At 40.1% G+C, this 26,760-nt stretch carries 36 protein-coding genes; 4 read left to right on the top strand and 32 right to left on the bottom strand.

Annotation, left to right across the window (positions count from 1 at the left end; genetic code table 11):
• Positions 1 to 146: 146 nt before the first annotated feature.
• Positions 147 to 641: a prepilin-type N-terminal cleavage/methylation domain-containing protein gene (locus ISG33_RS17235; protein ID WP_195733685.1), complete on the top strand. Its 495-nt coding sequence runs from the start codon at positions 147 to 149 to the stop codon at positions 639 to 641.
• Between the two features lie 39 nt (positions 642 to 680).
• On the opposite strand, the gene ISG33_RS11300 is transcribed toward ISG33_RS17235, so the two are convergent.
• The 8 genes from ISG33_RS11300 to trxA form a co-directional block, all read right to left on the bottom strand.
• On the bottom strand, positions 681 to 1,439 hold the full coding sequence (locus ISG33_RS11300; protein ID WP_195733684.1) for a hypothetical protein: 759 nt from the start codon (positions 1,437 to 1,439) through the stop codon (positions 681 to 683).
• Positions 1,440 to 1,531: 92 nt separating this feature from the next.
• On the bottom strand, positions 1,532 to 1,912 hold the full coding sequence (locus tag ISG33_RS11295) for a VOC family protein (RefSeq protein WP_195733683.1): 381 nt from the start codon (positions 1,910 to 1,912) through the stop codon (positions 1,532 to 1,534).
• Between the two features lie 153 nt (positions 1,913 to 2,065).
• Positions 2,066 to 2,338 carry an RHS repeat domain-containing protein gene (locus ISG33_RS17305; RefSeq protein ID WP_370545308.1) on the bottom strand — a complete coding sequence of 91 codons (273 nt, stop codon included), beginning with the start codon at positions 2,336 to 2,338 and terminating at the stop codon, positions 2,066 to 2,068.
• 613 nt (positions 2,339 to 2,951) lie between these two features.
• On the bottom strand, positions 2,952 to 3,128 hold the full coding sequence (locus tag ISG33_RS11285) for a hypothetical protein (protein ID WP_195733681.1): 177 nt from the start codon (positions 3,126 to 3,128) through the stop codon (positions 2,952 to 2,954).
• A 464-nt stretch (positions 3,129 to 3,592) separates the two neighbouring features.
• Positions 3,593 to 3,796, bottom strand: coding sequence for a hypothetical protein (locus ISG33_RS11280; RefSeq protein ID WP_195733680.1), 204 nt, complete (start codon positions 3,794 to 3,796; stop codon positions 3,593 to 3,595).
• Positions 3,797 to 4,023: 227 nt separating this feature from the next.
• Positions 4,024 to 5,121 (bottom strand): tetratricopeptide repeat protein, encoded by a 1,098-nt coding sequence (locus ISG33_RS11275; RefSeq protein ID WP_195733679.1) that lies wholly within the window; start codon positions 5,119 to 5,121, stop codon positions 4,024 to 4,026.
• 6 nt (positions 5,122 to 5,127) lie between these two features.
• Positions 5,128 to 5,550 carry a hypothetical protein gene (locus tag ISG33_RS11270; RefSeq protein ID WP_195733678.1) on the bottom strand — a complete coding sequence of 141 codons (423 nt, stop codon included), beginning with the start codon at positions 5,548 to 5,550 and terminating at the stop codon, positions 5,128 to 5,130.
• A gap of 183 nt (positions 5,551 to 5,733) precedes the next feature.
• Positions 5,734 to 6,060 (bottom strand): thioredoxin TrxA, encoded by a 327-nt coding sequence (trxA, locus tag ISG33_RS11265; RefSeq protein WP_195733677.1) that lies wholly within the window; start codon positions 6,058 to 6,060, stop codon positions 5,734 to 5,736.
• A gap of 99 nt (positions 6,061 to 6,159) precedes the next feature.
• Here trxA and rhlB point away from each other — a divergent pair, with 99 nt between their 5' ends.
• The 3 genes from rhlB to ISG33_RS11250 all read left to right on the top strand — a co-directional run bounded on the left by rhlB (position 6,160) and on the right by ISG33_RS11250 (position 9,570).
• Positions 6,160 to 7,467 (top strand): ATP-dependent RNA helicase RhlB, encoded by a 1,308-nt coding sequence (gene rhlB, locus ISG33_RS11260; RefSeq protein WP_195733676.1) that lies wholly within the window; start codon positions 6,160 to 6,162, stop codon positions 7,465 to 7,467.
• Between the two features lie 11 nt (positions 7,468 to 7,478).
• Positions 7,479 to 8,987, top strand: coding sequence for a Ppx/GppA phosphatase family protein (locus tag ISG33_RS11255; RefSeq protein WP_229333546.1), 1,509 nt, complete (start codon positions 7,479 to 7,481; stop codon positions 8,985 to 8,987).
• Between the two features lie 130 nt (positions 8,988 to 9,117).
• Complete coding sequence (locus tag ISG33_RS11250) at positions 9,118 to 9,570, top strand: acyl-CoA thioesterase (RefSeq protein WP_229333545.1); 453 nt, start codon at positions 9,118 to 9,120, stop codon at positions 9,568 to 9,570.
• An 18-nt stretch (positions 9,571 to 9,588) separates the two neighbouring features.
• Here ISG33_RS11250 and ISG33_RS11245 read toward each other — a convergent pair whose 3' ends face one another.
• The 24 genes from ISG33_RS11245 to ISG33_RS11135 form a co-directional block, all read right to left on the bottom strand.
• On the bottom strand, positions 9,589 to 9,921 hold the full coding sequence (locus ISG33_RS11245; RefSeq protein ID WP_195733675.1) for a hypothetical protein: 333 nt from the start codon (positions 9,919 to 9,921) through the stop codon (positions 9,589 to 9,591).
• A 28-nt stretch (positions 9,922 to 9,949) separates the two neighbouring features.
• Positions 9,950 to 10,657: a hypothetical protein gene (locus ISG33_RS11240; RefSeq protein WP_195733674.1), complete on the bottom strand. Its 708-nt coding sequence runs from the start codon at positions 10,655 to 10,657 to the stop codon at positions 9,950 to 9,952.
• Between the two features lie 137 nt (positions 10,658 to 10,794).
• Positions 10,795 to 11,550, bottom strand: a complete 756-nt coding sequence (locus ISG33_RS11235) for a hypothetical protein (RefSeq protein WP_195733673.1) — start codon at positions 11,548 to 11,550, stop codon at positions 10,795 to 10,797.
• Between the two features lie 403 nt (positions 11,551 to 11,953).
• Positions 11,954 to 12,307, bottom strand: a complete 354-nt coding sequence (locus ISG33_RS11230; RefSeq protein ID WP_195733672.1) for an SEL1-like repeat protein — start codon at positions 12,305 to 12,307, stop codon at positions 11,954 to 11,956.
• A gap of 9 nt (positions 12,308 to 12,316) precedes the next feature.
• Positions 12,317 to 12,448 (bottom strand): hypothetical protein, encoded by a 132-nt coding sequence (locus ISG33_RS17170; protein ID WP_255528886.1) that lies wholly within the window; start codon positions 12,446 to 12,448, stop codon positions 12,317 to 12,319.
• A 413-nt stretch (positions 12,449 to 12,861) separates the two neighbouring features.
• Positions 12,862 to 13,554, bottom strand: coding sequence for a hypothetical protein (locus ISG33_RS11225; protein WP_195733671.1), 693 nt, complete (start codon positions 13,552 to 13,554; stop codon positions 12,862 to 12,864).
• Between the two features lie 13 nt (positions 13,555 to 13,567).
• Complete coding sequence (locus ISG33_RS17355; RefSeq protein WP_498043313.1) at positions 13,568 to 13,729, bottom strand: hypothetical protein; 162 nt, start codon at positions 13,727 to 13,729, stop codon at positions 13,568 to 13,570.
• Positions 13,730 to 13,907: 178 nt separating this feature from the next.
• Complete coding sequence (locus ISG33_RS11215) at positions 13,908 to 14,237, bottom strand: RHS repeat protein (RefSeq protein ID WP_255528889.1); 330 nt, start codon at positions 14,235 to 14,237, stop codon at positions 13,908 to 13,910.
• A gap of 14 nt (positions 14,238 to 14,251) precedes the next feature.
• Positions 14,252 to 15,112 carry a hypothetical protein gene (locus ISG33_RS11210; protein WP_195733668.1) on the bottom strand — a complete coding sequence of 287 codons (861 nt, stop codon included), beginning with the start codon at positions 15,110 to 15,112 and terminating at the stop codon, positions 14,252 to 14,254.
• Between the two features lie 269 nt (positions 15,113 to 15,381).
• Positions 15,382 to 16,239 carry a hypothetical protein gene (locus ISG33_RS11205; RefSeq protein WP_195733667.1) on the bottom strand — a complete coding sequence of 286 codons (858 nt, stop codon included), beginning with the start codon at positions 16,237 to 16,239 and terminating at the stop codon, positions 15,382 to 15,384.
• A gap of 201 nt (positions 16,240 to 16,440) precedes the next feature.
• The gene (locus ISG33_RS11200; RefSeq protein WP_195733666.1) at positions 16,441 to 16,863 is read right to left on the bottom strand and encodes a hypothetical protein; all 423 of its coding nucleotides are present in this window, start codon (positions 16,861 to 16,863) and stop codon (positions 16,441 to 16,443) included.
• Positions 16,864 to 17,092: 229 nt separating this feature from the next.
• Positions 17,093 to 17,764, bottom strand: coding sequence for a hypothetical protein (locus tag ISG33_RS11195; RefSeq protein WP_195733665.1), 672 nt, complete (start codon positions 17,762 to 17,764; stop codon positions 17,093 to 17,095).
• A gap of 9 nt (positions 17,765 to 17,773) precedes the next feature.
• On the bottom strand, positions 17,774 to 18,208 hold the full coding sequence (locus ISG33_RS11190; protein ID WP_229333543.1) for a hypothetical protein: 435 nt from the start codon (positions 18,206 to 18,208) through the stop codon (positions 17,774 to 17,776).
• A gap of 278 nt (positions 18,209 to 18,486) precedes the next feature.
• The gene (locus ISG33_RS11185; RefSeq protein ID WP_195733664.1) at positions 18,487 to 18,924 is read right to left on the bottom strand and encodes a hypothetical protein; all 438 of its coding nucleotides are present in this window, start codon (positions 18,922 to 18,924) and stop codon (positions 18,487 to 18,489) included.
• A 66-nt stretch (positions 18,925 to 18,990) separates the two neighbouring features.
• Positions 18,991 to 19,344: a hypothetical protein gene (locus tag ISG33_RS11180; protein WP_195733663.1), complete on the bottom strand. Its 354-nt coding sequence runs from the start codon at positions 19,342 to 19,344 to the stop codon at positions 18,991 to 18,993.
• A gap of 150 nt (positions 19,345 to 19,494) precedes the next feature.
• Complete coding sequence (locus ISG33_RS11175) at positions 19,495 to 19,983, bottom strand: DUF4304 domain-containing protein (protein WP_195733662.1); 489 nt, start codon at positions 19,981 to 19,983, stop codon at positions 19,495 to 19,497.
• A gap of 89 nt (positions 19,984 to 20,072) precedes the next feature.
• Positions 20,073 to 20,375, bottom strand: coding sequence for a PIN domain-containing protein (locus tag ISG33_RS11170; protein ID WP_195733661.1), 303 nt, complete (start codon positions 20,373 to 20,375; stop codon positions 20,073 to 20,075).
• Complete coding sequence (locus tag ISG33_RS11165) at positions 20,344 to 20,829, bottom strand: RHS repeat-associated core domain-containing protein (RefSeq protein WP_195733660.1); 486 nt, start codon at positions 20,827 to 20,829, stop codon at positions 20,344 to 20,346. The genes ISG33_RS11170 and ISG33_RS11165 overlap by 32 nt, the downstream gene beginning before the upstream one ends.
• Positions 20,830 to 20,969: 140 nt before the next feature.
• Entirely contained in the window at positions 20,970 to 21,413 is a 444-nt protein-coding gene (locus tag ISG33_RS11160) for a hypothetical protein (protein ID WP_195733659.1), read from the bottom strand.
• Positions 21,414 to 21,846: 433 nt separating this feature from the next.
• On the bottom strand, positions 21,847 to 22,707 hold the full coding sequence (locus ISG33_RS11155) for a leucine-rich repeat domain-containing protein (protein WP_195733658.1): 861 nt from the start codon (positions 22,705 to 22,707) through the stop codon (positions 21,847 to 21,849).
• Position 22,708: 1 nt separating this feature from the next.
• On the bottom strand, positions 22,709 to 22,927 hold the full coding sequence (locus tag ISG33_RS11150; RefSeq protein WP_195733657.1) for a hypothetical protein: 219 nt from the start codon (positions 22,925 to 22,927) through the stop codon (positions 22,709 to 22,711).
• Positions 22,928 to 23,254: 327 nt separating this feature from the next.
• A complete protein-coding gene (locus ISG33_RS11145) occupies positions 23,255 to 24,031 on the bottom strand; it encodes a hypothetical protein (RefSeq protein WP_195733656.1) in 777 nt (258 codons plus the stop codon).
• A 245-nt stretch (positions 24,032 to 24,276) separates the two neighbouring features.
• Positions 24,277 to 25,050, bottom strand: coding sequence for a hypothetical protein (locus ISG33_RS11140; protein WP_195733655.1), 774 nt, complete (start codon positions 25,048 to 25,050; stop codon positions 24,277 to 24,279).
• 390 nt (positions 25,051 to 25,440) lie between these two features.
• Positions 25,441 to 26,193 carry a hypothetical protein gene (locus ISG33_RS11135; protein ID WP_195733654.1) on the bottom strand — a complete coding sequence of 251 codons (753 nt, stop codon included), beginning with the start codon at positions 26,191 to 26,193 and terminating at the stop codon, positions 25,441 to 25,443.
• Positions 26,194 to 26,760: the final 567 nt, after the last annotated feature.

Here is a 26,760-nt window from a genome sequence, read left to right as displayed (position 1 = left end):
ATCCTCAATTGTCACGATACTTGGGTATCACTCAAAATATCCATATCAAGCCTACTGACTGATAAGCTTTTACCAACTTGAGCGTAGACCCAAGCGTTGAACGACCATGTGTTTGAAATGACATATTGACAGTGAGGGCGTTATTTATGGAACAGAGTAATACAGATAATCACTTAAGTGGCCGTAACAATAAGTTGAGCACTAGTGGCTTCACGCTTATCGAACTTATGATCGTAGTGGCAATAATAGGTTTGCTTGCAGCGATTTCTTTGCCAATGTACAAAAGCTATGTATTGCGAGCGCAATTAACTGAAACGGCATCACAGCTTGGTGCATTTGCGCGCGAGTTCCACATCGCAAAACAAGTTTACGGCGATTACCCTAACGACGTTCCCGTTGGTGTTATACCCAGCGGTTTAACCATTAATAGTGCACAATGGTTAGCACCTACTGTCATCGGCGGCAATTGGAACTGGGAAGGACCAAATCAATATGCTTATGCTGGCATTTCAATTACTGGCTCAACTGCCGATGAGCAAGACTTCATCCAGTTGGATGCAATTTTAGACAATGGCGACATAAGCAGCGGTAAGTTCCGCAGAACATCGAATGGTAGGTACACTTTTATTTTGGATGAGTAGAGCGATTTAGGGATAGCTAAAACGCTCTTGAGCTGTTGGTTAGGTTTCATTTACTACCCACGAGTTCAACAGCACCTCAGCAGCACTCATAGCATTTGAGAACTTTTTAAGAACTTGCCCTTTGGAAATATCAAACGTACCTGAAGAGCCTTCACGCCAGTACCAATAACCCCTGCAAGAATATGGAACATGCATATCGAATACGTTATCTATAGTATAGCCACTTAAATCCTCATGCCTACAGGTAAGAGACGTTGGATGAACCCTTTTACTCATTGTTTCAAATTTGGGATAAAAAGGCAGAGACTGGACATTCTCATTCTTTTGGGCAGTCAGGTATGGACACATACGAAACCCAAATTCTGGGTACTCATATATTGGTTTTTTATTATCACAGTTACTCTTAGCGTCTCCGTAGTTATCTTTTTGTGGATCACGAAAATTTAAATAAAGCGTCAGAGTGTCAAAGAACTTTGGAAAATTAATATTATTAGGATGCTTTATCCCTGGATGTGGCATGAGTACCAATTTTTCATTGATATATGCAAAGTGCAATTTAAGAGAGGTAATTTCACAAGTATCTGTAAATTCATTTTCAAGTGGCAAGTTTAAAGCCCAGCTTGGCACTGACAAACTAAATTTTGCCGCTGTTTTATAGTTAATATTATCATCGGATATTTGATAGCATTCATTCAACGCGCGATTGGTTTCACCTCTTAAAATATTCTGAGATGATTGATTATCTGGGCTACATCCAAGTAAAAATAAAACTAGGATGACATAGATTGATCTAGCCATTATCAAATTCCATTTTCTGGTACATTTTCAAAAACTAACACCACGTTAAGCGGCGAAAATTGCTCTTTATTTTTGTCCGTTTCAACCTTTTGTTATTCACGTTGCTTAACTCTCCATGGTGGGTTGATCCGATTTTCGCCAGCCCAGTAAAGCTTTATTTTATTACCTGACGGGTCTTTCAGAACGGCCTCTCTCCAGAGATAACGCTGATCAGTTGGAGCTTGTTCAAAAACAACACCTTTATCAGATAAGTTTTCGAATAATTCATCAAGTGCTTCATGCTCGAAGTAAATGACAGAATGATTTTCGAATGCTTCCTCTTCAAGTGCTAGAGAAAACGTTGAATCACCATCAGGGCAAGTAAACCGAGCATAATGAGGTGTATCAACAATGAGTGTAAAACCTAGAGTAAGGTAAAATCGCACTGCTTCTTTCATATTATTTACAGGTAGAGTTATCTGATTAAGTTCCATTTACCCTCCAAGTGCATAACAATGTGAATAACCCTGTTCAGTCGCTACTGCTATCGTTTCTAGTTTAAAATCGTCTGGATAGCGTTTATATTCTCGTTTAGTCATCTTTCACCTCAAGTAGGAGTTTATCCTTTCTCGGAGCGTCCGGCTAATTCAACCACAACAGGTAGAGCTGAGTTCAATTTTGCTTACCTTACCGTTTTCTTTTGTGACCTTTATTTTTACGCTATTCTGCGACCGACTCCCCGACTTCTTCCGCCTCATAATATGCTCTTCTATTTCCGGCTTATATCCTGTTGGATCGGTTCCAGCTAGTGGATTGTTTAAAATATGAGAATATGGATTGATACCTTGGCTGCCACCATGGACTATTGGGTCAACAGAAATGAATCTGCTAAGGTTATAATAGTACACCCGACCGTTCATATGAATTAATCGGGGAGTTTTGGCAAGGCTATTTTTTAAAGAACAGGTCTAACATTTAACTTGAGCAACGTTTACGTGACCGGGCTTACAATCTATGCGATATGGATATACATAGTCTTCAACTGGCTTTCCGGTGCTTCTTCGGTTGCCAGTAACTTAAACCCATGTTGTTCATAAAGCTGAATAAGACCTGGCTCATTTTCGCATTCTAATATGATGACTCTGCCACCAATTAGCTCTCGTGCATCATGAATAATAAGGTAAATCTCGCCGAGGATATGGTCAAGCGTAATGGGATTATTTTCAAGAGCTTGGTTTTTACCAAGTTGACCAATTAAAAACGCACGAATACGCTCTGCGCTTTTACTGAAACCATCTAATCGCTTTCTTTGAGTTTTAGATACTGTATTAGTCTCTAGTACTATTTCTTTGAACGATACGGAAAAGTACGCAAGTATATTACCTTGATCATCAAGGATTAGCTGGGTTCGTGCGTTATGGGTATGTTCGAATTGAATGGCTTTGGTAAGTAGAAAGTTTTCGACGTCTTGATTTCTGGGGCAAGAAAACTTAGAAAGGAGACTTTTAGTGGCATCATCGCCAACTTCCTTTACTAAGTCTCCGAATTTGACAACTGTTGTTTTAATAGCTCAATACCTTTTTCACTATCCGCTTTTCTATCGCGCGTAACAATTGTCACTTTACGTGGGTTTTGTAAGTCATTGTGTAACTGTTTTATAGCGTCGCTATCAGTAACCACAAAACTTCTTTCAAATGATGCTGTTGCCATTGGCTACCTCCTGTCAGGATAAACAACTGTGGCTAATATAGCAGTTATCGGCCTAATGTGAAATATGCTAAAGTTTACGCACATCACTAAGCTTGATATATTTAGCGACCAACTCGGACAATTGCGCATCTCTAAACGCTTTACCGTCATTAGCTAAAAACAAGGTTTTACCTGAATACTTATTAGCTAGTGCTCCGCGTACTTCTTTAAGGTATTTGTAAATCCATAAACACGCTATTTTTGCGACAGCTAGATTAATTAGACTAGACGGGGTTTAGCCGACGGATACAAATTTACTAGGAGAAAAATACTTCTAAATCCTAAACCTTATATTTCAATTGTCGGATGCTTAACAAACGAAGAATCTTTGACATCCATATATTTGTCACCCAAGTCAATTTCAAGAGACTTCAAATATTCCTTAAATTCTAACCTACTGCTATATTCGTTTAATATTCCAGTGTCTAAATCGAGAGAAAAAATACAGGATTGAGGTCTAACTTAGCAAGAGTAAATTTGTTATTTTTCCCTTTTTGAATCCAGTCACAAATTACATCTTTTTTGGGTAGCCTATAACCATAATAATGGCCTTTTTCACTGTCGAAACCAATCACAGCAGGCTCAACAATTAGCTTACCAGTTGCTTTGTCCCTGATACCTCTCTTCATCGTTTCCAACATCTAGTTCAAATTTGGAACCCAAGCAACCTTGCAGGAGAATAAAAAAGATAACGTCATGAATAATATGATAAATTTCGTCGAAGATATGTTCAAGTGCAATGGGATTATTTTCAACATCTTAGTTTCTGGTGCCAAAAAACGGCTACGAAAATTAAAGTAGACTGAGATAAATTTAATAATGCACTGTTCATTTATTTCTATATTCGAGTCAAACCTCAATCACAGCGACTCAAGTCTAATTCTGTGTCGTAAAAGTGTTCGGTTAATTCATTTATGTAACAATCAGCTTCTATTATGCCGAAAGACGAGGCTTTTTTGAAAAATACCAAAGCACTTAGGGGATCATAAAAGCGCCCCTTTTTCAGAAGACTTTGTGCATACGCCATAGTCGCAAACGCATAACCTTCTAAGGCCGATTTTCGCATCCAATACATTGCTAAGTCTGGTTCAAGTCCAATTGAATCTTCATATTGATATGACAACGCCAGGTTATACATCGCTAACGATTCCCCAGCAATGCTTCCATCTATGAAATACTGACGAGCCTTTTTAAGATCACGAGTTACAAAGTCACCATCGCGATACATCTGACCCAAATAATTCAGTGCAACTCCATCGCTACCCGCACTTTCAAATAGAGATTTAGCACGTTCCTTATCTAACGGAACGTAAAGACCATTAAATAAGTGTTCAGCCAAAAATGAATCAACATTATATTCATATTGTTCAGCTGCCAGTTTAATTACTTCCTCCGGAGAGTTGGCGTTGATACTTGTGAAATAGCCACTTCCCATGCAATCTAAAATGTCAGTATACAGATCAGGCAAACCTTTGATAAACGCTTCTCCATAGAGTTTACAAGCGCGTTGCATGTCTTTCGATACTCCTCGGCCGCTTTTGTATCTTTCAGCTAACCGCATTGTTCCCAGTGCATCTCCGTCGGTGCGCAGTTGCTCCAGTGCTTCTATTGTTTCACTGCTTTTATAAAGAGTGGGGCCGAGCTCAAAGCTAAAGTAAGGCGAAGGAGGAAAGAGCAAACTAAGAAGCTTATCACTCACGTCTTCTATTAACGTGTTGTTATTGGCACCTTGATCAACCTCAATGTTCAGTGGCCAAGCCCCCGATTCACCCTCACTTTGGCCAGTATAAGAATCATTTGAAGAAACAGTTAGCTCGTATTCTTTTACAATTCGTTCAACATCCAAAATCAGCTTTTCCAGATTGTTCTTTTGTACTTCTGACGCTGAAGATACGGCGCTAAAAAAACAAACAACTAATAGCACTAAGAAATAAAATCGATTATTCATACTCATGTTAAATCAACCAAAAATACTAGCAAACACAAAAAACAAAATACCTACAAACGCAAATATGCTGGTGATTACGCCTACTAATTTTGAACGCAACCAGCCCGACAAGCCAATGCTAGTGAGCAAGCTCATCACACCAAGGCCGTAGCCGTTGATCATTGAAAACCACAAAAAGTATACTTGTGATTGTTCTGGCGTGAAAGGAAGGTCGGGATGCAAGGCAATGACTAGTCGTAATGAAGCGATAACTGAAATAAGAAGACTGCAGGCAGCCAAAGCGGAAGTTATAAGTATTAAGTTTGCTACTCTTCTGCCCTTTGTTAAAACAGCAATTGTCACCAATATGGTTGCTGACACGCCGCCTAAAAAAGCGCTGACAAAAGCCATCTGCTCTGCCGCTGTTAACATGTAGCTAGTTGTAATTTCCTGCATCTGCACTTTTTCATCCTTGCATGCATAAGATGTAGTTAAAATACCTTAACCAGCACCGTAATCCAATAACGTATTGAACGCTCAACGAAAAAACCGCAACTCTTTCGAATCGCGGTTTTTATACTACCTGCTTTGTAAACCTTAGCATTAAGGCACTGGCGCCTAAGTAAGTTTATAAAACACTTAGATGTTTTCGTTCAAAAACTCTTCTAATTGTGTTTTCGATAGCGCGCCAACTTTTGTTGCGGCAACGGCACCATCTTTAAATAACAACAAAGTAGGGATACCACGAATGCCGTATTTAGGAGGAGTTTCATTATTTTCATCGACATTAAGCTTGCCAACTGTTAACTTGCCATCAAACTCGTCTGCAATCTCTGATAAGATTGGAGCGATCATTTTACAAGGGCCGCACCATTCTGCCCAGAAATCAACTAATACAGGACCGCTAGCATTGATTACATCGGCATCGAATTTTTCGTCACTCAACGAAATTATTTTGTCGCTCATTCTTTTCTCCAAATTTGGTCTTTCGCTGAGAGTTTTCAGCACTGCCATATAGTGTTAATAGAAATTGTATTTAATGCAAGCAATGATAAGCTATAAGCTATGCCACAAACACATTTAACAGATACGTCTTTTTCAGATCTTCCGATCCATCCGCTCGTTATTAAGGCGCTTACGGAAGCTAATTTTAACCAGTGTACCCCCATTCAATCGATGGCTCTGCCTCAATTGCTACAAGGCAATGATATTGCAGGGCAAGCACAAACAGGGACGGGTAAAACCATTGCTTTCTTGGTGGCGACTTTTCACCACCTTTTGAATAATCCAAAACCTGATAACGACGCTAATAAACCTAGCCCGCGTGCCATCATAATGGCACCAACTAGAGAGCTGGCCGTTCAAATTTATAACGATGCCGAGCTGCTAAGCAAACACACCGAATTATCACTTGGTCTGATATATGGGGGCGAGGGATATGAAAGTCAACGGGATCAACTTACAAAAGGTGTCGATATTGTTATAGGCACCACCGGCCGTATCATTGACTACTACAAGCAAGATATTTTCTCGCTTAAAAACATTCAAGTTGCGGTACTCGATGAAGCCGACAGAATGTTTGATTTAGGCTTCATTAAGGACATTCGTTATTTGTTCCGTAGAATGCCAGAGCCAACTCAGCGCTTGAGTATGTTGTTTTCTGCCACCTTGAGTTTCCGTGTTCAAGAGTTAGCATATGAGCACATGGACAACCCTACTCATGTACAGATTGAGCCTGAAAAGAAAACGGCTACGCGCGTGTCTGAAGAATTATTTTATCCTTCTGATAAAGACAAGCCTTTGCTTCTTCTTACCCTACTCGAAGACGAGTGGCCTGATAAAGCCATTGTATTTGCTAACACCAAATTTGGTTGTGAAACCGTAACTGCCTGGCTGAAAGCAGACGGCCATCGTGCTGGCATGCTCAGTGGCGATGTTCCTCAGAAGAAGCGTTTAGGCATTTTGGAAGACTTCACCAATGGGACTATTGATATTTTGGTAGCGACCGATGTTGCTGCTAGAGGCTTGCATATTGATAAAGTGACCCATGTGTTTAACTACGACCTACCCGACGATGCGGAAGACTACGTTCACCGCATTGGCAGAACAGGCAGAGCCGGTGAGAGCGGCATCGCAATCAGTTTTGCATGTGAAAAATATGCGATGAACTTGCCCGATATTGAAGCCTATGTTGAACACCAAATACCAGTTACCGACTACAACCCCAATGAATTAGTGGATGATGTTACACCGCCGAAGTTTCAGCGTAAGCCGCGCGGCAGAACAGACAATCGCTCGGGTGGTCGTGGTGGAAGAACTGGCGGTGGGCAGCGCTCAAATGGGCCAAGAAGGAATCATCAAGGAAGAAAATAGAGGTACTGAATTTGATACAGGAAATTCCAAATACCGTTATTCAGGATGAATATTACGCCGCCGTTGATTTAGGCTCTAACAGCTTTCACATGGTGATCGTTAGAGTACTCAGCGGCAGTGTACAAATAGTCACCAAAAACAAACGAAAGGTGCGTTTAGCCGCAGGCCTCGACGAGCAGTTCAACCTTTCGGAAGAGGCTATACTTCGTGGCCTGGATTGTTTGCAAACCTTTCGCGAACAGCTTGAAGATATTCCTCCAGCCAATATTAAAATAGTTGCCACGGCGACATTACGCATTGCCAATAACGCTTCTGACTTTGTGACGCGAGCGGAGCACATCCTCAAACATAAAATTGCTGTGATCTCAGGCGAGGAGGAAGCCCGACAAATCTATCTTGGCGTGGCCTATACTTCAGCCAATCAAGGCAACACCTTGGTGGTAGATATTGGTGGTGCAAGCACTGAAATCACTATTGGTCGCGACATGCAACCGCTGCATTTAAACAGTGTGGATATGGGTTGTGTGACCTTTATGGAGCGCTACTTTTCTGGCGGTGTGCTTAGCGAGGCAAACTTTAATGCTGCGCAACGCCAAGCTCAAGACATGCTTTCACAATATGCTCCCACGTTTAAATGTTTTGATTGGCAGCAATGCCTAGGTGCTTCTGGTACGCCACAGGCCGTGGTGAGTATTTTAGTGAAACAGGGTATTAATGACGCCATTCGCTTAGAGTATCTGTATGAACTGCGAGATAAGGTGATAGCCTGTGAACACATTGACAGCTTGAAAATTGATGGCCTTGCTGAAAGTCGCAGAGTCATATTCCCGAGCGGTTTAGCCATTCTTATTGCCCTATTTGAGCAGCTTAAGTTACAAAACATGCAAATATCGGGTGGTGCTTTAAGAGAAGGTATCATTTATGGCATGTTAGACAATTACCAGCGAGCCGACAGACGCACACAAGGCATTAATCAGCTAGTGTCGCGCTTTCATATCGATACCGCACAAAGCGATAGAGTAAAAAAAGTGGCGATAAAGTTGTGTCGGCAAATGTGCGAGCAAAGTAATTTTTGTGATTTTGATACTGAAGCCCTTATTTCCTGCGCGGCAGCTTTGCATGAGTTAGGCTTGCATGTCGGCTACAAAAAATTCCATGAGCATGGCGCTTACATTCTTACCCATGTTGAATTAACAGGCTTCACCACGTTACAGCGAATGTTTATTCGGGACTTGGTGGGTATGCATAGGCAAGAAATAGACTTAAGTGTTTTCGATAATTACCAAGACGACTTCAAGGAAATGTTGATCAATGCGCTGCGAATTGTACGCATATCGGTAATTCTGTGTACTCGCAGGCGAGACGACACTATTCCTGAGGCCAGCTTAGCGGTTAACGGCCACGACTGGCTATTGCAGTTTGGGAAAGGCGTACTCTCATCACAACCTCTTGTGCATGCAGAGCTAATAAATGAAACTTGGTTGCAACACAAAGCGGGATGGAAGCTTCGGTGTGAGTAACGTGGCTGCATTGCTGAAATTACCTGCTAGCGTCACAGCAGCGATGGGTGTCTACGCTATGGTGCACACCATTGAAGCGCTCTTTAATGACGCACTCGCAATTTATAAAGCAGCTTAGAAATAAACAACCATGACGCATTTTCCTATCAACCTCGCAAACCTTTCCCAACTGACAATAGGTCGCTTCCCTTTCACTACATGCATCACGACACGGTGGATGGACAACGATATGTACGGGCACGTGAACAACGTTAACTACTATTCGTATTTCGATACCGCAATAAATGAATTTTTGATAAAAAAAGCAAACTTCAACCCACTGAATAGTGAGCAAATAGGTTTTATTGTGAAATCAAGTTGTGAGTTTATACACCCCATTTCTTATCCAGGGAGCCTAATAGTCGGTGTGGCGATAAAACGCGTGGGTAATAGTTCTGTCGATTATGTAGCCGCTATATTCGACGCCAATGAAACGCTTTGCGCAACAGGTGAACTTACGCATGTGTTTGTTGAGCGCATCTCACAGAAACCGCAAGCAATTGATGAAGAGCTTCGTGAGGTGATTTTAAATTACCAAGGTTAGAGGCAACTGCTTGGTGTCTTACTCATACTCGGTAGTGATACCGTTGATGATGCTTTGGGTGCGATTGACTGTGGCATCATAGGTATAGCTGCTGTTATGGTCACCGTTTATTGGGTCGACAATGCTTTCGTTAGTTAGGCAATACAGGTCATCGTAGCTAAAGGTCGATACTCTGCCTGTGTGCTCAGTTAACGATGTGCGTCTGCCTGTGGCGTCTAACTCGTAAGCGTAGTGTGTTAGTACATTCTCATCAGCATCAAGCGTGGTGATTGACGTTACTCGGTTCAAACTGTCAAAGGTGGATACACTGACTAAACCATTGGGGTAGCGAATGTGGGTTTGGTTGCCCACGGCATGATTGTTTTCTAAGTGTAGTGGTTCATTCCAACTCTTTTGTAAATTGCAATTGCATTGGGCCTCTGCCACCACGTTGCTCATAATAGGCAATGGTATTTTCATCTATAAACGCTATCGAGGATTTACTGTCCGCACTAAGTCCGCTGTAGTAATCATCAAATGTACCAATCAATAGTTTATCTTCTGGCATGGCTTTTTTTCCGCTTAAAAGAGCGTATACACTCATTTCGTTTAACGTGTACACTTTGTGGTAACGCACTCCCTTTGTTTTCCCAGGATTCATTGCTCTTTTTTTGTTTTCAATTACATAAGCAAATCCGGCGTCTTTGAGTTCTTCGAGTATTCCAAGTAAAAAACCGACGTCAAAATGTCTATTTGCAAATGGACTCTGCAAAAACGTCCGAAGTAGTTCATACACGATTTGACTTTTCTGGTCGTCAGTTGAGTTAAGATATTGTTCCAAATCAAAAGGAACATCGACAATAAATATGTCTAAATCACTGTCCCAGTAATAGTCCGCTTTCGCAAGATCAAAGCTCTCATTCTCTGCGGTGATTGGCTCTATCGATATAATTAATTTTCTGATACCACTCGGCACATTACGTTTTAGCTTCGCATAAAAGGCTTCGTCTATATAGCTAGTTTCTCCATTAAACTGTTTCCATCCCGCTTTGTTCTCTGGAAACATTCCGGTACCTTCAATGGTCAACTCTCTAAGATATTTTGCCATGTCAACTCCTTATTCATTCACATTTAGGCCTTGGCCGTTTATTTCCATCAGGGTATTCATTATTATTTGCGCGGAAAAAGGGGCAAATGGACTGTCATATAGCATTTTTATAACCCCACATTTGAAGCTTTAATGCACTAAAAGCTTTTTCCTTGTTTACAATAACCATTCCATAAACGTTCACTTGCATCTTTCAGACTTTCTTCGGGATTTAGCTCCAACATCCGTTCATGGAATTTAAAGTGCTCTTCGAACGAGTTTTCCCAAAGTATTGATCGCAACGACCTATCTGTCACTGTGCATAATGATGTTTCAGAGCCAAAGAAGTAAAGACTAGACAATCCACTCAGTAAACATAAATATATATATGAATCATCAACATCAAATGGACCCCAGCTTTTTACAGCTCTAGCTCTGGACCAAAAGCCTAGAACAGGCGATACAAACGATGAATTTTCAAATAATTGTTTAAAGGGAATTTTGTCTAATCTGATTTTTATTAAGGGTGAACCTATTGAATAAAGTATTGAATTTTTCAAATTCTCAGTATGAATATTGAAAGAAAAATTAGCCCAAAACTCATAAAGTGCAATATCAGCGATTTCCGGTTTTAAAAAATTTCTTCTGCCTTCACTATAAATATACTTCTCAACCACATTCGCCCATTCTGGGATATCGTTATCGTCTAAACCAGCCAACCAATTTTTCTTATACCCAGGTAAAGCTATGTACTCTGAGCACTTCAACATTGGTTTCAGAACCTCATTAAATACTACTTTTTTATTTTTATATTCGCCGTCTTCATTTAGTTGACATAATGTCCTGAAACTTAAAACACGGTGACTAACGACGGACTTTTTTACCAATTCAACGTAGATATCAAATTTATTCATTAAAAACCTTCTTAAGTATCGGATACATCGGTTCATAATCTTTTGAGCCTTTACATGCGAAATCAAAAGCCTGTGTGGTTATTAAGGGGAAGATCAATATGTACTACCTTGTAAACTTATTTTTTTATGCTAAAAATCAATATTTTAGGGTTTCTTAAGACCACAAATGTGGTCAATCACTTGTGCATACGCTTGATTTGAGTTCACAGTGGATTGTGTTGGCTTGCCATCAACGGATTTAGGCATGCGAATACCATCTGGGCTGTATTCGTAGGCTTTATTCCTTGAAGTTTTTTAACTGCTCGTAAGACTCTGCAGCATATTCAATGCCCAACTTTGCAGCGTCTGACAGTATACTCAATGCCAGTTCCTTGTCTTTAGTGTATCCATTAAGACCAAAAAATTAATACCCAGCAACAGCAACCATTGCTTTATCAAAGCCCAATTCTAGAGACCTATCCAAATATGCTTTTCCCAGTTCAATATCTAGTTCTACATGTTCACCATTCAAATACAGTGCGGACAAACTATATAATGCTTCAGGGTGTTCTTGTGCTGCAGCTTTTTTCAAACACTTTAAACGTCTCTCCTCGAACTCTTCCGCCGACTCGTTCCATTCATCTAATCCGAATTGCCTACTCAATAAGATGGCATCTCCATCATCTTGTTTCAAAAATGGTTCTAAAAAATCTAAAAGCTTCTTAAACTCTGCGTTTTCTAACATTGTGTTAGCCAACAATAACTCTGACTCCCTCATTTTTCTTCCTTATTTGGGACGTATAACTGGCCCTTTTGGAGGCATACACGCCCATTGAGTATGGTGCGTATCAACAGCGGCCACTGAAGTATTTGCCATTCTAACAGCCGCTTTTTTCGCTATTTGAAAACTCTTACTCATTCCCCATCCCCATCCAAACTTAGTTGGTTTTCCCGCCGTTCTTCTTAAATCTTACGCTTTGGCAATACAAACATACCATCCTTTCCCCCTTTGTGGTGCTGATATGAAAATACTTTGCGAAATGGGCCTAGAACCGATGTCTTTAACCTGTTGCTCTAAATCATCTTGAATGCTCTGAACAAAACCTGGTTCGTCAGGATCACTGCTAATTACCTTCCATAATGAAGAATTTCTGTCGATTTAAGCTAGTGTTGCAATCCCATGCTCGCTTTGGCTAGCGTTTTTATTCCGAGAAGCAGTAACTGCTAAAATCGAGGTTACTCCAACGGCAGCCATTCTCCGGTTGATGGCGAACTTACCAGTAGGATCAATAACCGCTGATGGATTTCCCAGGAGAGCATTTTCTCATGTAGTTATGGCAAGGTTACGTGAATTCGTTTAAAGCTTCTCTGCACTGTGCGATAGGTGAAATTATTGTCATCCAAAAAGTCCAGTTCAATTTTTGCCTTATCAATACGAGAGCCATGAGGACGGGTCATAGTAAAAATCGGAGTTTCTTTGCCTTTGGGTTTATCGCTCACTAAACCATATACATGGACACCATCGAAATCGTGCACGTATCGAATTCTCACTCGCTTTGTTTTCGATGGATTTAAGAAGCGTTTTTTAGTTTCAACGATGTACTCGCCTTGCTCATTCCATACACTGTCTATCACGCTTTGTAGAGCCTCGATATCAGTCTCGGCCTCTGGATCAAAGTTCTTTATCGCAAGCTGCAAAATTGAATAGAGGATATCAAGCTTTTCTGCTCTGGTTGCAGCTTGGCTGTATTTTTTGATATCAAAAATAAATCCGGTAATACCGATACCAGATTCTAACACAACACCTGACATAACATAGTCTGGTGCAGCATCGGGTAACCAATTTAAAAAACGTTCGGGCGTGCAACAACGGATATTCATCTTCCCGCATTTGGAGCTCACTTTGGTTTTAAGATTGTCGTCTAGCGCAGAAAACAGCCACCGCGTTTCTGTTGTAAAAATTTCATTTACAAAAGGGTCATCGCCATATGAACCAAAATCAATTTGTCTTAGATACTTATTCATGCTAACTCCTCTGTTATTGAACTTGGCACTTAGGCAGTTTGTTTCCTTCCGGATTCTGTTTTCCGTTTGCATGATAATACGCACACACCAAGGCATGCTCAACCGCCAGTGCAATAATGCGATTCTCTAAGTTTCTATAAATAACGGGGCCTGTCGAGGCTTTTATATTAAACAATCGCCTGACCGTTGGAAGTTGTCCTCGTGCCCTACGCGAGCTACCATCTTTGTTTATAATCCCACTACTGATTCCAAACTTATGAATAGTATGGTACGTATCATCGTCGATTATATAGATATGTTGCCGTTTACGGCTCAATTTACTATTCGCATTTAGATTCTTGGCCTGTTTTCGTTTATTCGATAAACGCAGTAACTTTTTGGCAGAGCCTCCTGGCATCGTAGCTAAAGGACGATACTCTACCTGTGTGCTCGGTTAACGATGTTCGCCTACCTGTGGCATCTAAGTCGTAAGCGTAGTGCGTTAATACATTATCATCAGCATCAAGCGTAGTGATTGACGTCACTCGGTTCAGGCTGTCAAAGGTGGATACACTGACTAAACCATTGGGGTAGCGAATGTGGGCTTGGTTGCCCACTGCATAGTATTCAAAAGTGGTGGATTGGCCTTGATTGTCTGTCACCGAGGTCAGGCGATTGAGTGCATCGTAGGTGTATTGCTCGATGCGAACATCACCGGCTACAAGTTTTCAACAAAACTAGACGTTCCATCTAAATAAAACGGCTGCTTGAAGAAATCAACGCCTTCTAATTCAAATTCTATTTCAAGTTCTTTTAATAAATTTGGAGAAAAGTAAAGGTTCCCATTTAACACCATTACGTCAAAGTCAATGTTGAACAATGCAGAAGCGGGCAAAATTTCCGTATAACTTTTCCCATTAAAATAATGTTGCCAATAGTATCCGCATGAATTGCATCGTTTTTCCTGCTCATCCCCAAACAGCTTTTCTCCGTTAGAAATAAAGCTAGGATGAACCAAATGCGGAAATCTAACATCCCTAATTTCATAGTACGATGTATTGCAGTTTGACTGAATTTCTACTTCAAAAAAGTTGAACCATTCATATCTTGCAAGAAAATTCATTAGCCTTGACGATATTAGGCATACCTTGGGATTGATTTTTAAGCCATTTTGCCACTTTAAAGTGACAAGTATGTCTGCTGATGTGCTGGAAAATGATAAATATTCGAGATTCACACCGTTACGTGAGCCTTTCACGCTACCGCAGTTTTTGCATGATTCTTTGGTAAAAAGTTCATCTACAGATGAGCCTAAATCCGCTCCTTCAATTGGAATACACAAATAAACAGGTTCAAAAAATCGTTCTCTTTTGTCAATTAAATTTAACGGTTCCCTTTCATAGATGTAGTAAGGAGCAAAATCACCTTTTTTATTCATCAATAATTCTGTCATATAGTGCTCACACTCACAAAGAGAATCGCCGGTTACGCTAAATTCCTTTTCATCAACCAAGCACATCGAAATTTTAGCTCCATCCTCCGTAAGCTGACATTTATAGTAACTGTTGGCTTTATTCATTTTTTCTTTCCTATGCTCCTCAGATTTCTAACTACATAACTTTCAAATGACAATTTACCACGATACCCACAGATGCTGTCTACTTTCCGAGCGGACTGAAGCATTACTAGCCTTAATTTACCAACTGCTGATGGATCTCCGGAAAGAGCATTTCTCCATACCGCTTGGCCAGCATTTGCTGGCGGCAAACCTACTTCTCTGAGCATCACGTTCTGAATTTAATGTAAAAACCTATACTGTTGGATACGATGGACTATGACCAATTCACATCACATAATCCAATCGAATCGCTTTGTGTAATCAATCCGTGGGAGTTCTGTGTCGAATTCGTCAACTACAGCGACTGGAGTTGATAACAAGGCACCGCCAATTGAAGAAACAATTTCAACCCACCGGTCACGTCGTAATGTTAAAGAGGTTCTGAGATGGTCTTTCAAGAAAAACACGGAAGGTAACACAGCTTCTCCATGAACATCCGAAGCGTTAGCAAATATAGTACCTCTATCATATTTAGGATGCTCAACGCTGAAACTAGTTGTTCCGCATACCTTACACCTCCAACTTTGCTGAAATGCAGTAGGGTAAATTGCTCCTTTCAGTCCAACATGAGGAACTACTTTTTTAGGTATGAGTTCAAAATAATCAATTTCATTTCCGTTATAAAGAACAGAGCGACAACTAAATGTTTCTTTCTCAATAGAGCTCAATAGACCAATAAGCTTGTTTGAATAAATCTGCAAAAAGGGAAAAATGCCTTGTACACTCACTATGAGGTCTTTGGGTTTCGAATCAATATTAATTGGAGCATCAGTTCTTTGGCTAAAATTATGTTTACAAGACTCACAATGAGGAAGGTCAAACAACTCATCTGTATTTATCGACTTAACTGATTCGTTGTAAGCGCAACTTCTGTATAGAGGTGGCACTGAGCCATTATCGAAAGGCGGCAGAAACTCAAGTAAAGGTTCACCATCACCATTCCAATTTGTAATTTGCCCACAAATATCCTCTATACAATAATCAAGTGAAGTGCTAGCGACAACTAGTTTGCTATTACAACCGATAGTCAGCTTGTACTCTCCGCTTTCCTTTTTCCAATGGCATAAATAAATATTTCCTTCGCTCATTTTATTCTCCCAAAAAGCCCTTTCTGTTTTAGTGCCCGGCCACTCATTTACTAATCTTTCCTGCGGTAAGTACGGTATGAGTTTATCTTCTAGTAGTTTTGATTGAATGCTGTAGTCGAAGTGATATCGCCAAGCAAAACTTATTTTTCAGCCTTAGCTTTGTACCTTAGAAATAGACTTTTTACGGTTGTAGACACAAATTTAATTCCTTTTATCAACATAAATCTCGGGGTATCCGACTGGTCCCTCTTTATTAAACGCACACATGAAATTCATATCATACTGAATCACAACTGCGCCAAAACTATTGAGTAAACTCCGATCTATGATTTCTAATTTCTCAACATGATAGCAAAAAGTGACTTGCCTATCCGAGCCACAAGTGCTCGGAAGGAATTTATAGTTGGGAAGATTTAGTATATAACCATCAAATGGCAAATTATTGCTCAAAGCTTGCAGCGCTCTTTCCCCTCTTAGCATGTTTCCGCAAGTTAAATCAAGCTCATACTTTGATCGCCACAACTTTATTACTTTCGCGTATGAAAGGTCTTTTTCAATGAAATAATTACTTGCCGCATTACTCAAATAATCTTCTATTTCCAAATAACGTTTTAAAATACCCATGACAAATACACTCTTTTACTACCATATATGGGCATCTGGCACGCCCCTAGGAGTCTCGGTTTTTGGTGATAAGATATCTAAAGCCTTTTCCGGAACCGTGAATTTCAGGTGCCCGTGCGTGCCTCATACCACTTGCGATATATGCAATTTTAAATGCCCAATCCTTAGATTTAGCCATGACGTCATCTATTAGAAGTCAAGAGTAATGGGAACCATTGTTTCAACAGCATTAGTTTAATTTAAGCGTAAATACACAGTCGCAATCTTTATTTTTTGCAAACCCAAGAGTGTTGTCGTCAATAAATTGGAGTACATTTTTATGCCGCGTGACATAGAGCGCGTCAACACTTGTATTTGGGTAACTTCCCATAAGTAACTTCTCAGTAGGGCTCGCCTTTTTACCACTTATTAAGGCGTATACATTCAAGGCAGTCAAATCATATTCTAACAATAATCGAGCGCCTTTAGTTTTAGAGCTATTCACCACTCTTTTTTTTGTTTCGAACATGTATTTGTAACCGGCCGCTTTGAAATCATTCAAAAACTCATGCAGTAGTGTGGAGTCAAGCTCAACGTCTGGGCCGGGGTTATCGAATAAGTCCTTGAGTAGTTCAAACATGATTTCATGCTTTTTAGCGGGAGTTGCGTCTATATACCTTTTGATATCATATGGGACATTTTTTACGCAAACATCACCATCGTCTGCAAAGTATGCAGTTGTCGAGTGAGATAAGGGCACAATTTTAATAACTAACTTGCCAAATTTACACAGCACGTTTCTTTTAAGCTGCTTATTGAGCGACTCAACAATTGGCCTAGCTTCTATGTTGAAGCGAAACATATCATTATGTTCATATAAGTTGCTTGCACCTAAATCACACTGTTGTAAATATTTTGCCATTATCAATCCTTATATATTGCAGATAGGCCGTTTATTGCCTACTGGGTTTACTCCATTTGCTTTTTTATAACTACAAACGAGCGCTAACTCAACTGCCAGAGCAACAACTCTATTTGCCAAATTGCGATGAAGCACCGTTCCTGAATATTTGTCTTTTTTGGTATTGTTTAGCTTGTTCACTTGCACATTCGCACGTCTTGACGAGCCATTATTATTCAATGCAGCCCCACTGATGCCAAATTTGAAAATATCGAACTGGGTCAAGTTATCAATACGATAAACATGTTGCCTATTTTTGCTGAGCTTACTGTTACCATGGTTCTGTTTTCCTTTGTTAGAAAGGCGCAAAAATTTGATGCTAGAGCCACCAGGTAACATACCAATGAGTCGACCTGCACCTATTTGGTTAACAGATACTTTTTTGTTCCCTCCATTTCCTGGCAAGCTAAAAACTTAAATAGGTGCTTGAGCCAATGTCGCAAATCTATCAACTGTCTCTAGAACCCTAAGTACCCCACCAATGGTCATTTTACCACTACGGTCAATATTGTTTATCGGGTCCGCATGAGTATACATATACTTATGCAATGTCAAAGGCTCAGGTAATCGACCTTGATAAGTATCTTGCTGCGTAAACCGCCGAACCTGAGCTAGACAACCAATCTCAGCTGCCTAGGCAAAAATAAACTTTGATGCCAAACGTTTTGCATCGATAATTTACGTCACTCTTTTTCAGCTTCCAGAATAACATCCTTTGTATTGCTAACAAGCTTCTCTAAAGAGTCGGGCTCGTCACCTTCATAAGAAATAACAGCGTCGAAGCTCGTTGCAAGCGCACAACTTGCAATCATAACTGCAGCACAGTCTTTGAGCTCACCTCCCCAACTCATCGATATGCAATAGTCATTGCCTGCTGCAACACTTTTAAATTCATCGTCGTCATCAAAAACATCCTCTGCAGGCTCATAACATATTTCAAACCCAACATCTTCATCAGTATCTCCCCATTGGCAAGGAGAAAATCCTTCATCTTCAAACGGTGCAAGCTCAGGGTCGATAGTGAGTCGAACTTGAAAATTAAGTTCGTCTATTGCTTTTTGCCATTGGGCTTGGGTTGGCACATTTTCTTTTTTCAAAAAAGCAAATTGTGTGTTTGACATTTGGTTTATCCTATTGGTTTAGATTATGTTAATTTTTACTTTTCATGAGCTTGCTGGGCAACTAAGTTAGTTACTTTTATCTGGCTTTTTCCACGCCAACACCTTTTCTATCACGGGTAAATAATTGCCACCATGCATGCTTGGGTACATAAACCCAATCAATTTTTGTCTGTCGGTTATTGAAGCAAAAAATGGGAATGCGCTGGCTACAATGCACTCTTGTATTTCTTTTAGGCACTCTACTGCTTCCTCTTCAGTTTCAATTTCCCATATATAGCTATTTTCATATGCAATGGGCTCACCAGGCTTCAGCATTCCACCGACCATTTCGCTGACATTATTAGGAAAAGCCACAGAACTTATCGGTACTAGATCATCCATCTCTTTAGTATGACAAAGGGCCTCTACTTTTAAATTCACACCATAGGAAAGGCTAAAGAAAATGACGTAATATATTTCCTCTGGGCCTTCTTTGTAGAAAAAAAGATCATTTTTAGCGCATTCAATAAAACCTGTTGTGTCGGAACCCCTCTATCTTCAATAAAGATATGAAATGAGTCTGACATTCACTTACTCCTTAGTATTAGTAATAGTGCCATGCAACACGGCATCTAAACGACCTTCCGCCTCAAGCTTTTCTTTTATATGAGGATATATTTCTCGAACGTAGTCTTCTCGCGTTTGCACAGTTTCAAACCAAGGCAAGGCATAGGATTTTATATTGCACAATACATCATCAAATACCTCCTCTATATTGTCGAGCGTATCGACTTCCCAAAGTTCTCCGGCAATAAGGCCCTCTCCCAAGTTGCCTCCACAAAAAATATTTACTTCAAACGGAAAATTTTTCATTTTCTTTGGATTATGCTCCTCTACAAAGCATGTGACCTGAAAACCGAAGTTTTCTCCATAGCTCAGATTTGCGAACAGTATATGATACACACCACCCTCAGTTTCTCTCACAAAACAAAGCTTGCCACAGTGAGAAAAACCATGTTCTTCTAGTGAAGGAATAAGTGATTTCTTCGAATGCTTTACCAGTTGTGCAATTGTCGTCATAAGTCTATAAATTCTCTATTTTCTTTTTCGAGAAGGGCCTTCCAATAGTTGCACTATAGGAATATTTCCGAATCGTGCACTTCTCTTCTTCAAGTCACCTTACTCCAAGCCTTCCCTGTTTTCAAATCAAGCGCAAACAGCGGTTTGTTTTGATGGAAAACAACAACATCAATGCCAAGCGAACCTTTAGCCCGTCTCTTTGATTCACCATTTTCAGTGAAAAACACCTCTGCTTGTATTCTAACATTGTGCTTCGCCCAGTGTTTATTGAACCCTTTCGCAAAGTTTCGTATTTTCTTCTCGAAAACTGCATGTGCTTTTGTGCCTTTTACTGCTTTTGAAGCAGAACTTAGCGCTTGGTCAGTCAAAACATCGAACAATGTTCTGGTCAAGCCCAACACCCTGATTGTAATACCTCGCCCGCAAATAATAGTTATCCAATTGCGCATCATATTGCTCGCCGGTATACAGATAGTCGTTATCAGTATCGCCCTCACTTGCCAGTAGCTCCCCAAAAGCTTCATAGAAGTATGAATCGGAGATGCTGGCGTCAGTGCTCGATAAGTTGCGCGTGGTGCCTAAGCTATCGTAGTGATAAAACGCTGTGTTTGTTTGCGTTTCGTCACCGATATCGGTCAAGCTACTTTGCGATAGCAGGTCATAGCCAAATACGTACTCTTTTTGTATATCGGTGTTATTTACCTGCTCAGCAATCACCTGTGCGTAGTCGCGGTTGCTGTCTACGATGAAATCGGTGGTAATACCGTCCACTCTTTTGCTAGTGCGAATACCATCTGGGTTGTATTCGTAGGTGATGGACTGCGTACCATCATTAAAGCCTATCATGCGCTGATTGACATCGAGCTCATTACCGTCATCCTAGGCAATATTTCAGACGCACAGATAAATACGACCGATACTTTTCTTGAATTACTAGTTCTCGGTCAACATTGCCTGTAATGAATCGCAAAAAGCACCTCTAGATCTCAGACTACATCGTCCCAACAAACCAACATTGAATTGGCATCGCTTAAAACAAGTGCACAATACTCAGTTAAGTCATCAAGCAATATATACACACTGGTTGAAGTATGTAAATTGGTATAAACTATGTTTTTAAGTTCATAGGCTTTGTTTTGCGTAGGTTCAAACTGACATTTTTTAAGGTAATCTTCAATCAGTTTGATTTTTTGCTCAATTCTAACTTTGAACTCTTCAACCCCCTTAGGCTTTATGGTTATGCCCCTTTCAAACTCTTTAAACTCTGTCTCTATCAATTTTTCGGGGTAACCATTATGATAATCTTGCGCGGTTATCCAAAGACGTTTTAGTTCAATATTAACCGATATTGGTTTGGATTCAGAAACAACTATTAGGATGTTTCCAACAAATTCTTCTTCACTTCTGAATTCTATTTCTTTTAGCTTCATTTTCACTTACTACCTTGTTGGAAAGCCTTGCAACCATTTCCCATTTTTAACATACTAATGCATGTTAATTGCGCCTAAATTTAAAGACCCTACTCCGCGCCCCTTATTTTTCATCCACGCTAAATAGAGTGCGCCAGTTATGTATGATTCGCTCCGCCGGCATTAGCAATATTTGCACTAGCCCTTGTGCTGTGAAAACCCCTTGCGGTTCGTCTTCTGATATCGCCATAAAAAATATGCTGATAGTCAATAATTGGAAACTTGCAATTAATCCTACCACAGACTTCTCGGGCTAACGATTTAAGTAATTTCCCACCATTTGGTAGGTGTTGATGATGCTTTGGGTGCGGTTGCCTGTGGCATCGAGCTCATTGCCGTCATCCTAGTTACAATTTCAGACGCACTGATAAATACGACCGATACTTTTCTTGAATTACTTGTTCTCGGTCAACATTGCCTGTAATTCGACAGCAGCATATTTATATGCTTTGCGCTTCGAATAACTCACACTTTGAAGCTTTGGAAAATCAAGTAAACACTCAATATTGTAATCCTCAACAGTTGTGCTATCACCCAACAGAATTTCTTCTAGGTTATCTCTTGGAACTAAAGACAGTGACGGGAGGGATTTGTTCTCAAATATTAGACGACGAAGTTGATGTAGGTACTTTATTACTTCAACACCTTCCACACGATTACAACAGCTTATATCTAACTCTTCTATTTGCGGGCAATATTCAAGCTCACTGATATCTGTTATCTTACGAATGTCGAATAGCACCAAACCAGTTAGATTCTTAAAGCGACGAAGCCCTTCAATTGACGTATGGTTACCAGAGGTGAGATTGATACTTGTCAAAGAGGCAACGAGTGAGTCAGAAAATTCGGTTAACGGTGCTTTCCACTTAGAGAGTAACAAGCCTTTTAATGGCGCATTACTGGTTACTAAGTTCTTTGTCGCATTAGAATACTCGATACACGCGGAGCTCAAGTTAACCAAGGCATTAAAATCAACAAAGCCTTTTGTTTTTCCTTCTACTGACAGGTGCGTCAAATTTGGCAGGTCACTTACCCAGCTAATGTCTTGAGTAATTTCAGTTGAAATGCGCAACACTTCAATACCCTGCAAGGCATCTGTGTGGGCGGCTAAGGCTGTAAAGTCACCTCTGAGCAACCACAACCCCTTGTAATTACCTTTTAAAATTTCGGCAAGTGACTCATCATCTAAACCTTTTTCTACCGTAAGTTGGTATCGGCCCAAGGCTCCATTCTCTTTGTAATTGAAATGACTCATTTTATTTTCCACATATTTTAAATTTATCCATTAACTCTGAAACCTTAGTCTTTTTACTTTGGTATCGCTTATTAGCAGAGTTACCCTTTTGGTCTTTTCTGCCGCCAGGGCCGTCTAGCTCTTTGATAAACGACTGCTCTAGTGCATCCAACACGTCATTGAGCGAGTCAAGGACGCCTGGTTTGATTGATACCGGTAAAATAGAAGTAAGATTTGCCATATCAGTCCGACTTTTGCGTATATGTTTCCTCAACCGAGACACTGCATTAACTCTAGACTATATACCTCTTATTAATTTTTGTGTCTTCGAAAACTGTCAATTCCCAAATTAACATCAACAGAGCAGCCGTTTTTTTCCCAAATTATCGTCAGAACAAAATTCTTGGCACTTTCAGTAATTTGGTAAACTAAATTTCTGTGTAGAATATTTCGTTTTGATATACATGGAATAGGTAGCACATAGCTTTAGTTATAGCCAATCAGGAGACATGCGTGGTGGTCTGCAGTCTACAACTGGACTCGATGTAGCAGACGGATAAGTCTTATATTATTTCCACCAAACATTAACTAAAGTCAGTTTCCCAGCGCAAGACTTAGCCACGGTCGGTTGAGGGTAAAGTGGCATTGAATCCGGAGCCGACAAAAAAAACACTGCCAATTGTTTCATCATTTCTACAAATGATGGCGTCCTAGCGTCGCTGGCGAGTCCAAATATCGCGGTTTCCATCTCTCCATCTTGAGTCTTTGAATCGGGATAAAGGACTATCAACTCGTAATCATCCCATCCATATTGACCAACTACAATTGCGTTTTGCTTATAACTGGTTCGTTGCTGCGCAGTATCTTGCTCGACGCCATATTTATAGTAACTTTCGTCGTCGGATTCAAAAGAGAACTCATTATTGCTCTCCAAATATTCAAGTAAATAGCTAGATAGCAATTGCACTTCTGACGGTGCAAACATTCCAATACCGTCAGCTATACTTGTTTCTCGATAAGCGCCGCCAAGCCTTTGATAGCTTTCATGGAAATCTAAGAAAGACTTAGGGAGAGGTATATCTTGTAAGTTAGGAAATTCAATAGACTTGTGTTTGACAGTTTCATTGCCAAACCTCAAGAAGTCGGCATTTCCTTGGTCAAGTTGATGGAGTCTTTTTTCTTGCCAACATTGCAGGAACACTTCCCAATCTTTGGGCTGTAGTTTATATCCTGAATGCAATTGGCTCAATTTAACACTTTTGTTCTTTTCCAAAATAGCGTATCCCCCAGCGAAAATACTGCCGATAAAAACAATAATAATTATTAACTTCACATTAATTTCCACGACAAATTCCTCCGGACCCACTAACCCCTTTAACCGGTATCATTTTGTATGTTTCCCCAACACTAATCTTACACCGAGCATGAAACCATCTTACTAAACTACCTACAGCGCCATTCTGTGATCCATTGACATTTCGCAAAGATGTTATACCAAATTCTCCTCCTTTGTGGTGCTGGAACGGAAATACCTTGCGAAATGGGCATAGAACTAGCGATGTTAAAGTAAGATACCTATTAGTTAAGCCATTAACTGATTTTCTTCAAACTAAACCGATATTTTTTCTCAAGCACCTCGGGCAATTCGTGCTCATGCTTACTCAGCATTTTAACAATGCGAGCGTAATCTTTATTACGGAAAGCATCTGACACTTTCGCCCCGAAGCTTTTTACCAAGATTTTATATCGATGCTCCATTTCCTCTTTATATAGATCGCGCCACAGCTCGTTATCCTTGTATAGTTTAACTATCATTTCAGAAGCAGAACTATTCTCAGGGTAAGCTTTATCAATTCTCTTCAGCATAGAAACAGCTAAACGTACTTCCCCAGTAATTGAAGACATATCAGATAAGACAGTCTCACAAACCAGTAGAGCTTTATCTGTGTAGTCCCGCTTAATATCTGCAGGTAATTTAGCATCAAGAATTTCATCAAACAGAATGAGCTTATCAGTGCTATCAATCTGATCGGCTTCCATTATTGCTGAAAACAGCTCCTGACCATCAACATAGTCTTGAGTCGTTAAACAGCCGATCAATGATTCCGTACTAATCTCAGAAATATGAGACTTAAGCTCACTAAATATGCTTCTCTTCTGATCTGCTTCATAACCAGAAAGAACTTTGCCTACTTTGTCTACAATAGTTCTATTTGTGTCAGTGTCTACAAGAAGAACAAGTAAACCAACGTCTTCAATGCTTAGCTTTGGAGCATCTTTTTTTAATAGCGGATCAAGGTCACTATGCTTAAGCCTTGAACGACTATTTACTTTCTTATTTGAATATAACTCAGCGATATTCATTTATAGCCAACCTTGTAATTCATATGCTTCCTCAAACATTTGCACTATTTCGGTAGCATCACTCTTTCTACCTCCCGCACCAGTCAAAGCTTTATACGCGATATGTGTTGAGTTCTTACCTTTGGCTCCCTTCTGTGCTTGGTTAGCACGATAGTGTGGGCTGCCTTTTTTAGCTCCTAGATATAGAATACCACCTCAATAAGGAGCTCAAATAAATGATAACCCAAACACGAATTTAGGTTATCTAATTTAAACGAATCTGCCCCCCAAATTCTTTTTGAAAGTTTGACGCGGTTAAAATTCACTGAGGCCATGAATAACGTCGCCATCACCGGCCAAGTGTTAAAGACCTCTGATTTCTTGTCGGCGATAACTATCATATACTAAGGGCTAGTTCATCTCCTCTTCAAATAATCGCATTGCGGCGTTTTCAAGAGACTCTCCATCATTAATTTGGAATTCATCTTCCCAATAACCTGGGCAATGCTCATCAATCTCTTCGATTAAGTTCCCTTCGATTACAACTCTATCAACAAATTTACCTATAGTACTTTCACACCCGAAGAAACGAATAGACGATAAATTGCGGTAAGGCAGAAACAGGTTTTTACTTTCTGGCATTTGAGAGTAAACCCACTTCTTAGCGGAATAATAGCCTCCAGCCCAAGGGTTAGATAACTCGCTAAAAATTTCGCTCCCTTTCATTAATCTACTAATATCAATATTCGAATAATCTATTTCAACTACAGGAATAGCTGGCCGTATAGTTTGCTTGCCAGGATTGCTATTAGAGTCAACTAGAAAATAAGGTTCTTGCCAATAAGTAAAGAGCTTCTTCATTGATTCGCTACTGTTTTTGAGAAAAAACCTACGGCCTTCCCTATAAACCAAACTATCGAAAAGCTCTGACCAGAAAGGCAAATCTTCATTTTTGTAGCCTTCTCTCCAGTCGGATCTGTACCCCACAAGCGCTATCCTATGACTTTTTTCCAATAGCGGAAGTAGCATTTCCTCAAACACTATTTCACTATTACTCCAACCTTCATCTAAATAACTCGAAATAGTAGTGCAACCAAATTGATTTATCTTCATCGCTATTTTCTTAGTAACAAGATAAAAAAGTTGTCTTTTCAGTATATCCATTTAACGTCCTAGTATTTTTCTCAATGTTGGAGCAATTGGTTCGTAACCTCGAACACCAAGACAAGCTGAATCAAATGCTTCAGTGGTCTTTATTAATAGAACTAATGACTTCGCCTTCTTGTAGTTCGAAAGTGACGCATAGTCAGCCCCACTATTTATTTTAAGTCCATTCAACCTATGAATATACCTTATAAGAGAATGTAAGCGAATATGCAGCATAGAAGCAACATCCACTACTTTTTGCTTAGGATCTCCACCCAAGTATTTAGTTCAGTTATCGGAGTACACTACTGAAGTCGCACTTGAGCTCATTTTACGCAATGCCAATAGCAACTTGAGGCTGTGCAAAAACCTCTGCTACGGCAGCTTGATGGACGCGGCCAAAAACATACAAAAGGAAGTCACTATTAATCATGTCAACGCGATCTTATTACTCCACATTGGGGCACCCACAAGGAATTAATCACCCAACAAGTCCCTAAATAGCCAGTCAAAAGCATCATAACTAGCCGTTAAACACTGCGATACCGAACCAGATCTATCATGATCTTTTTTTTTAGGTAAAAA

Source organism: Marinibium conchae (genome assembly GCF_015595035.1).
Classification (GTDB): Bacteria; Pseudomonadota; Gammaproteobacteria; order Enterobacterales; family Alteromonadaceae; genus Glaciecola.
This window is presented reverse-complemented; position numbering and strand designations above follow the sequence as displayed.

What these genes read in the sequence shown, in the direction of transcription:
- ISG33_RS17235 (WP_195733685.1), top strand. Translation starts at nt 147, where the DNA reads ATGGAACAGAGTAATACAGATAATCACTTAAGTGGCCGTAACAATAAG.
- ISG33_RS11300 (WP_195733684.1), bottom strand. Translation starts at nt 1,439, where the DNA reads ATGGCTAGATCAATCTATGTCATCCTAGTTTTATTTTTACTTGGATGT.
- ISG33_RS11295 (WP_195733683.1), bottom strand. Translation starts at nt 1,912, where the DNA reads ATGGAACTTAATCAGATAACTCTACCTGTAAATAATATGAAAGAAGCA.
- ISG33_RS17305 (WP_370545308.1), bottom strand. Translation starts at nt 2,338, where the DNA reads ATGAACGGTCGGGTGTACTATTATAACCTTAGCAGATTCATTTCTGTT.
- ISG33_RS11285 (WP_195733681.1), bottom strand. Translation starts at nt 3,128, where the DNA reads ATGGCAACAGCATCATTTGAAAGAAGTTTTGTGGTTACTGATAGCGAC.
- ISG33_RS11280 (WP_195733680.1), bottom strand. Translation starts at nt 3,796, where the DNA reads ATGAAGAGAGGTATCAGGGACAAAGCAACTGGTAAGCTAATTGTTGAG.
- ISG33_RS11275 (WP_195733679.1), bottom strand. Translation starts at nt 5,121, where the DNA reads ATGAGTATGAATAATCGATTTTATTTCTTAGTGCTATTAGTTGTTTGT.
- ISG33_RS11270 (WP_195733678.1), bottom strand. Translation starts at nt 5,550, where the DNA reads ATGCAGGAAATTACAACTAGCTACATGTTAACAGCGGCAGAGCAGATG.
- trxA (WP_195733677.1), bottom strand. Translation starts at nt 6,060, where the DNA reads ATGAGCGACAAAATAATTTCGTTGAGTGACGAAAAATTCGATGCCGAT.
- rhlB (WP_195733676.1), top strand. Translation starts at nt 6,160, where the DNA reads ATGCCACAAACACATTTAACAGATACGTCTTTTTCAGATCTTCCGATC.
- ISG33_RS11250 (WP_229333545.1), top strand. Translation starts at nt 9,118, where the DNA reads ATGACGCATTTTCCTATCAACCTCGCAAACCTTTCCCAACTGACAATA.
- ISG33_RS11240 (WP_195733674.1), bottom strand. Translation starts at nt 10,657, where the DNA reads ATGGCAAAATATCTTAGAGAGTTGACCATTGAAGGTACCGGAATGTTT.
- ISG33_RS11235 (WP_195733673.1), bottom strand. Translation starts at nt 11,550, where the DNA reads ATGAATAAATTTGATATCTACGTTGAATTGGTAAAAAAGTCCGTCGTT.
- ISG33_RS11230 (WP_195733672.1), bottom strand. Translation starts at nt 12,307, where the DNA reads ATGAGGGAGTCAGAGTTATTGTTGGCTAACACAATGTTAGAAAACGCA.
- ISG33_RS17170 (WP_255528886.1), bottom strand. Translation starts at nt 12,448, where the DNA reads ATGAGTAAGAGTTTTCAAATAGCGAAAAAAGCGGCTGTTAGAATGGCA.
- ISG33_RS11225 (WP_195733671.1), bottom strand. Translation starts at nt 13,554, where the DNA reads ATGAATAAGTATCTAAGACAAATTGATTTTGGTTCATATGGCGATGAC.
- ISG33_RS11210 (WP_195733668.1), bottom strand. Translation starts at nt 15,112, where the DNA reads ATGAATAAAGCCAACAGTTACTATAAATGTCAGCTTACGGAGGATGGA.
- ISG33_RS11205 (WP_195733667.1), bottom strand. Translation starts at nt 16,239, where the DNA reads ATGAGCGAAGGAAATATTTATTTATGCCATTGGAAAAAGGAAAGCGGA.
- ISG33_RS11200 (WP_195733666.1), bottom strand. Translation starts at nt 16,863, where the DNA reads ATGGGTATTTTAAAACGTTATTTGGAAATAGAAGATTATTTGAGTAAT.
- ISG33_RS11195 (WP_195733665.1), bottom strand. Translation starts at nt 17,764, where the DNA reads ATGGCAAAATATTTACAACAGTGTGATTTAGGTGCAAGCAACTTATAT.
- ISG33_RS11185 (WP_195733664.1), bottom strand. Translation starts at nt 18,924, where the DNA reads ATGTCAAACACACAATTTGCTTTTTTGAAAAAAGAAAATGTGCCAACC.
- ISG33_RS11175 (WP_195733662.1), bottom strand. Translation starts at nt 19,983, where the DNA reads ATGACGACAATTGCACAACTGGTAAAGCATTCGAAGAAATCACTTATT.
- ISG33_RS11165 (WP_195733660.1), bottom strand. Translation starts at nt 20,829, where the DNA reads ATGATAGGCTTTAATGATGGTACGCAGTCCATCACCTACGAATACAAC.
- ISG33_RS11160 (WP_195733659.1), bottom strand. Translation starts at nt 21,413, where the DNA reads ATGAAGCTAAAAGAAATAGAATTCAGAAGTGAAGAAGAATTTGTTGGA.
- ISG33_RS11155 (WP_195733658.1), bottom strand. Translation starts at nt 22,707, where the DNA reads ATGAGTCATTTCAATTACAAAGAGAATGGAGCCTTGGGCCGATACCAA.
- ISG33_RS11150 (WP_195733657.1), bottom strand. Translation starts at nt 22,927, where the DNA reads ATGGCAAATCTTACTTCTATTTTACCGGTATCAATCAAACCAGGCGTC.
- ISG33_RS11140 (WP_195733655.1), bottom strand. Translation starts at nt 25,050, where the DNA reads ATGAATATCGCTGAGTTATATTCAAATAAGAAAGTAAATAGTCGTTCA.
- ISG33_RS11135 (WP_195733654.1), bottom strand. Translation starts at nt 26,193, where the DNA reads ATGGATATACTGAAAAGACAACTTTTTTATCTTGTTACTAAGAAAATA.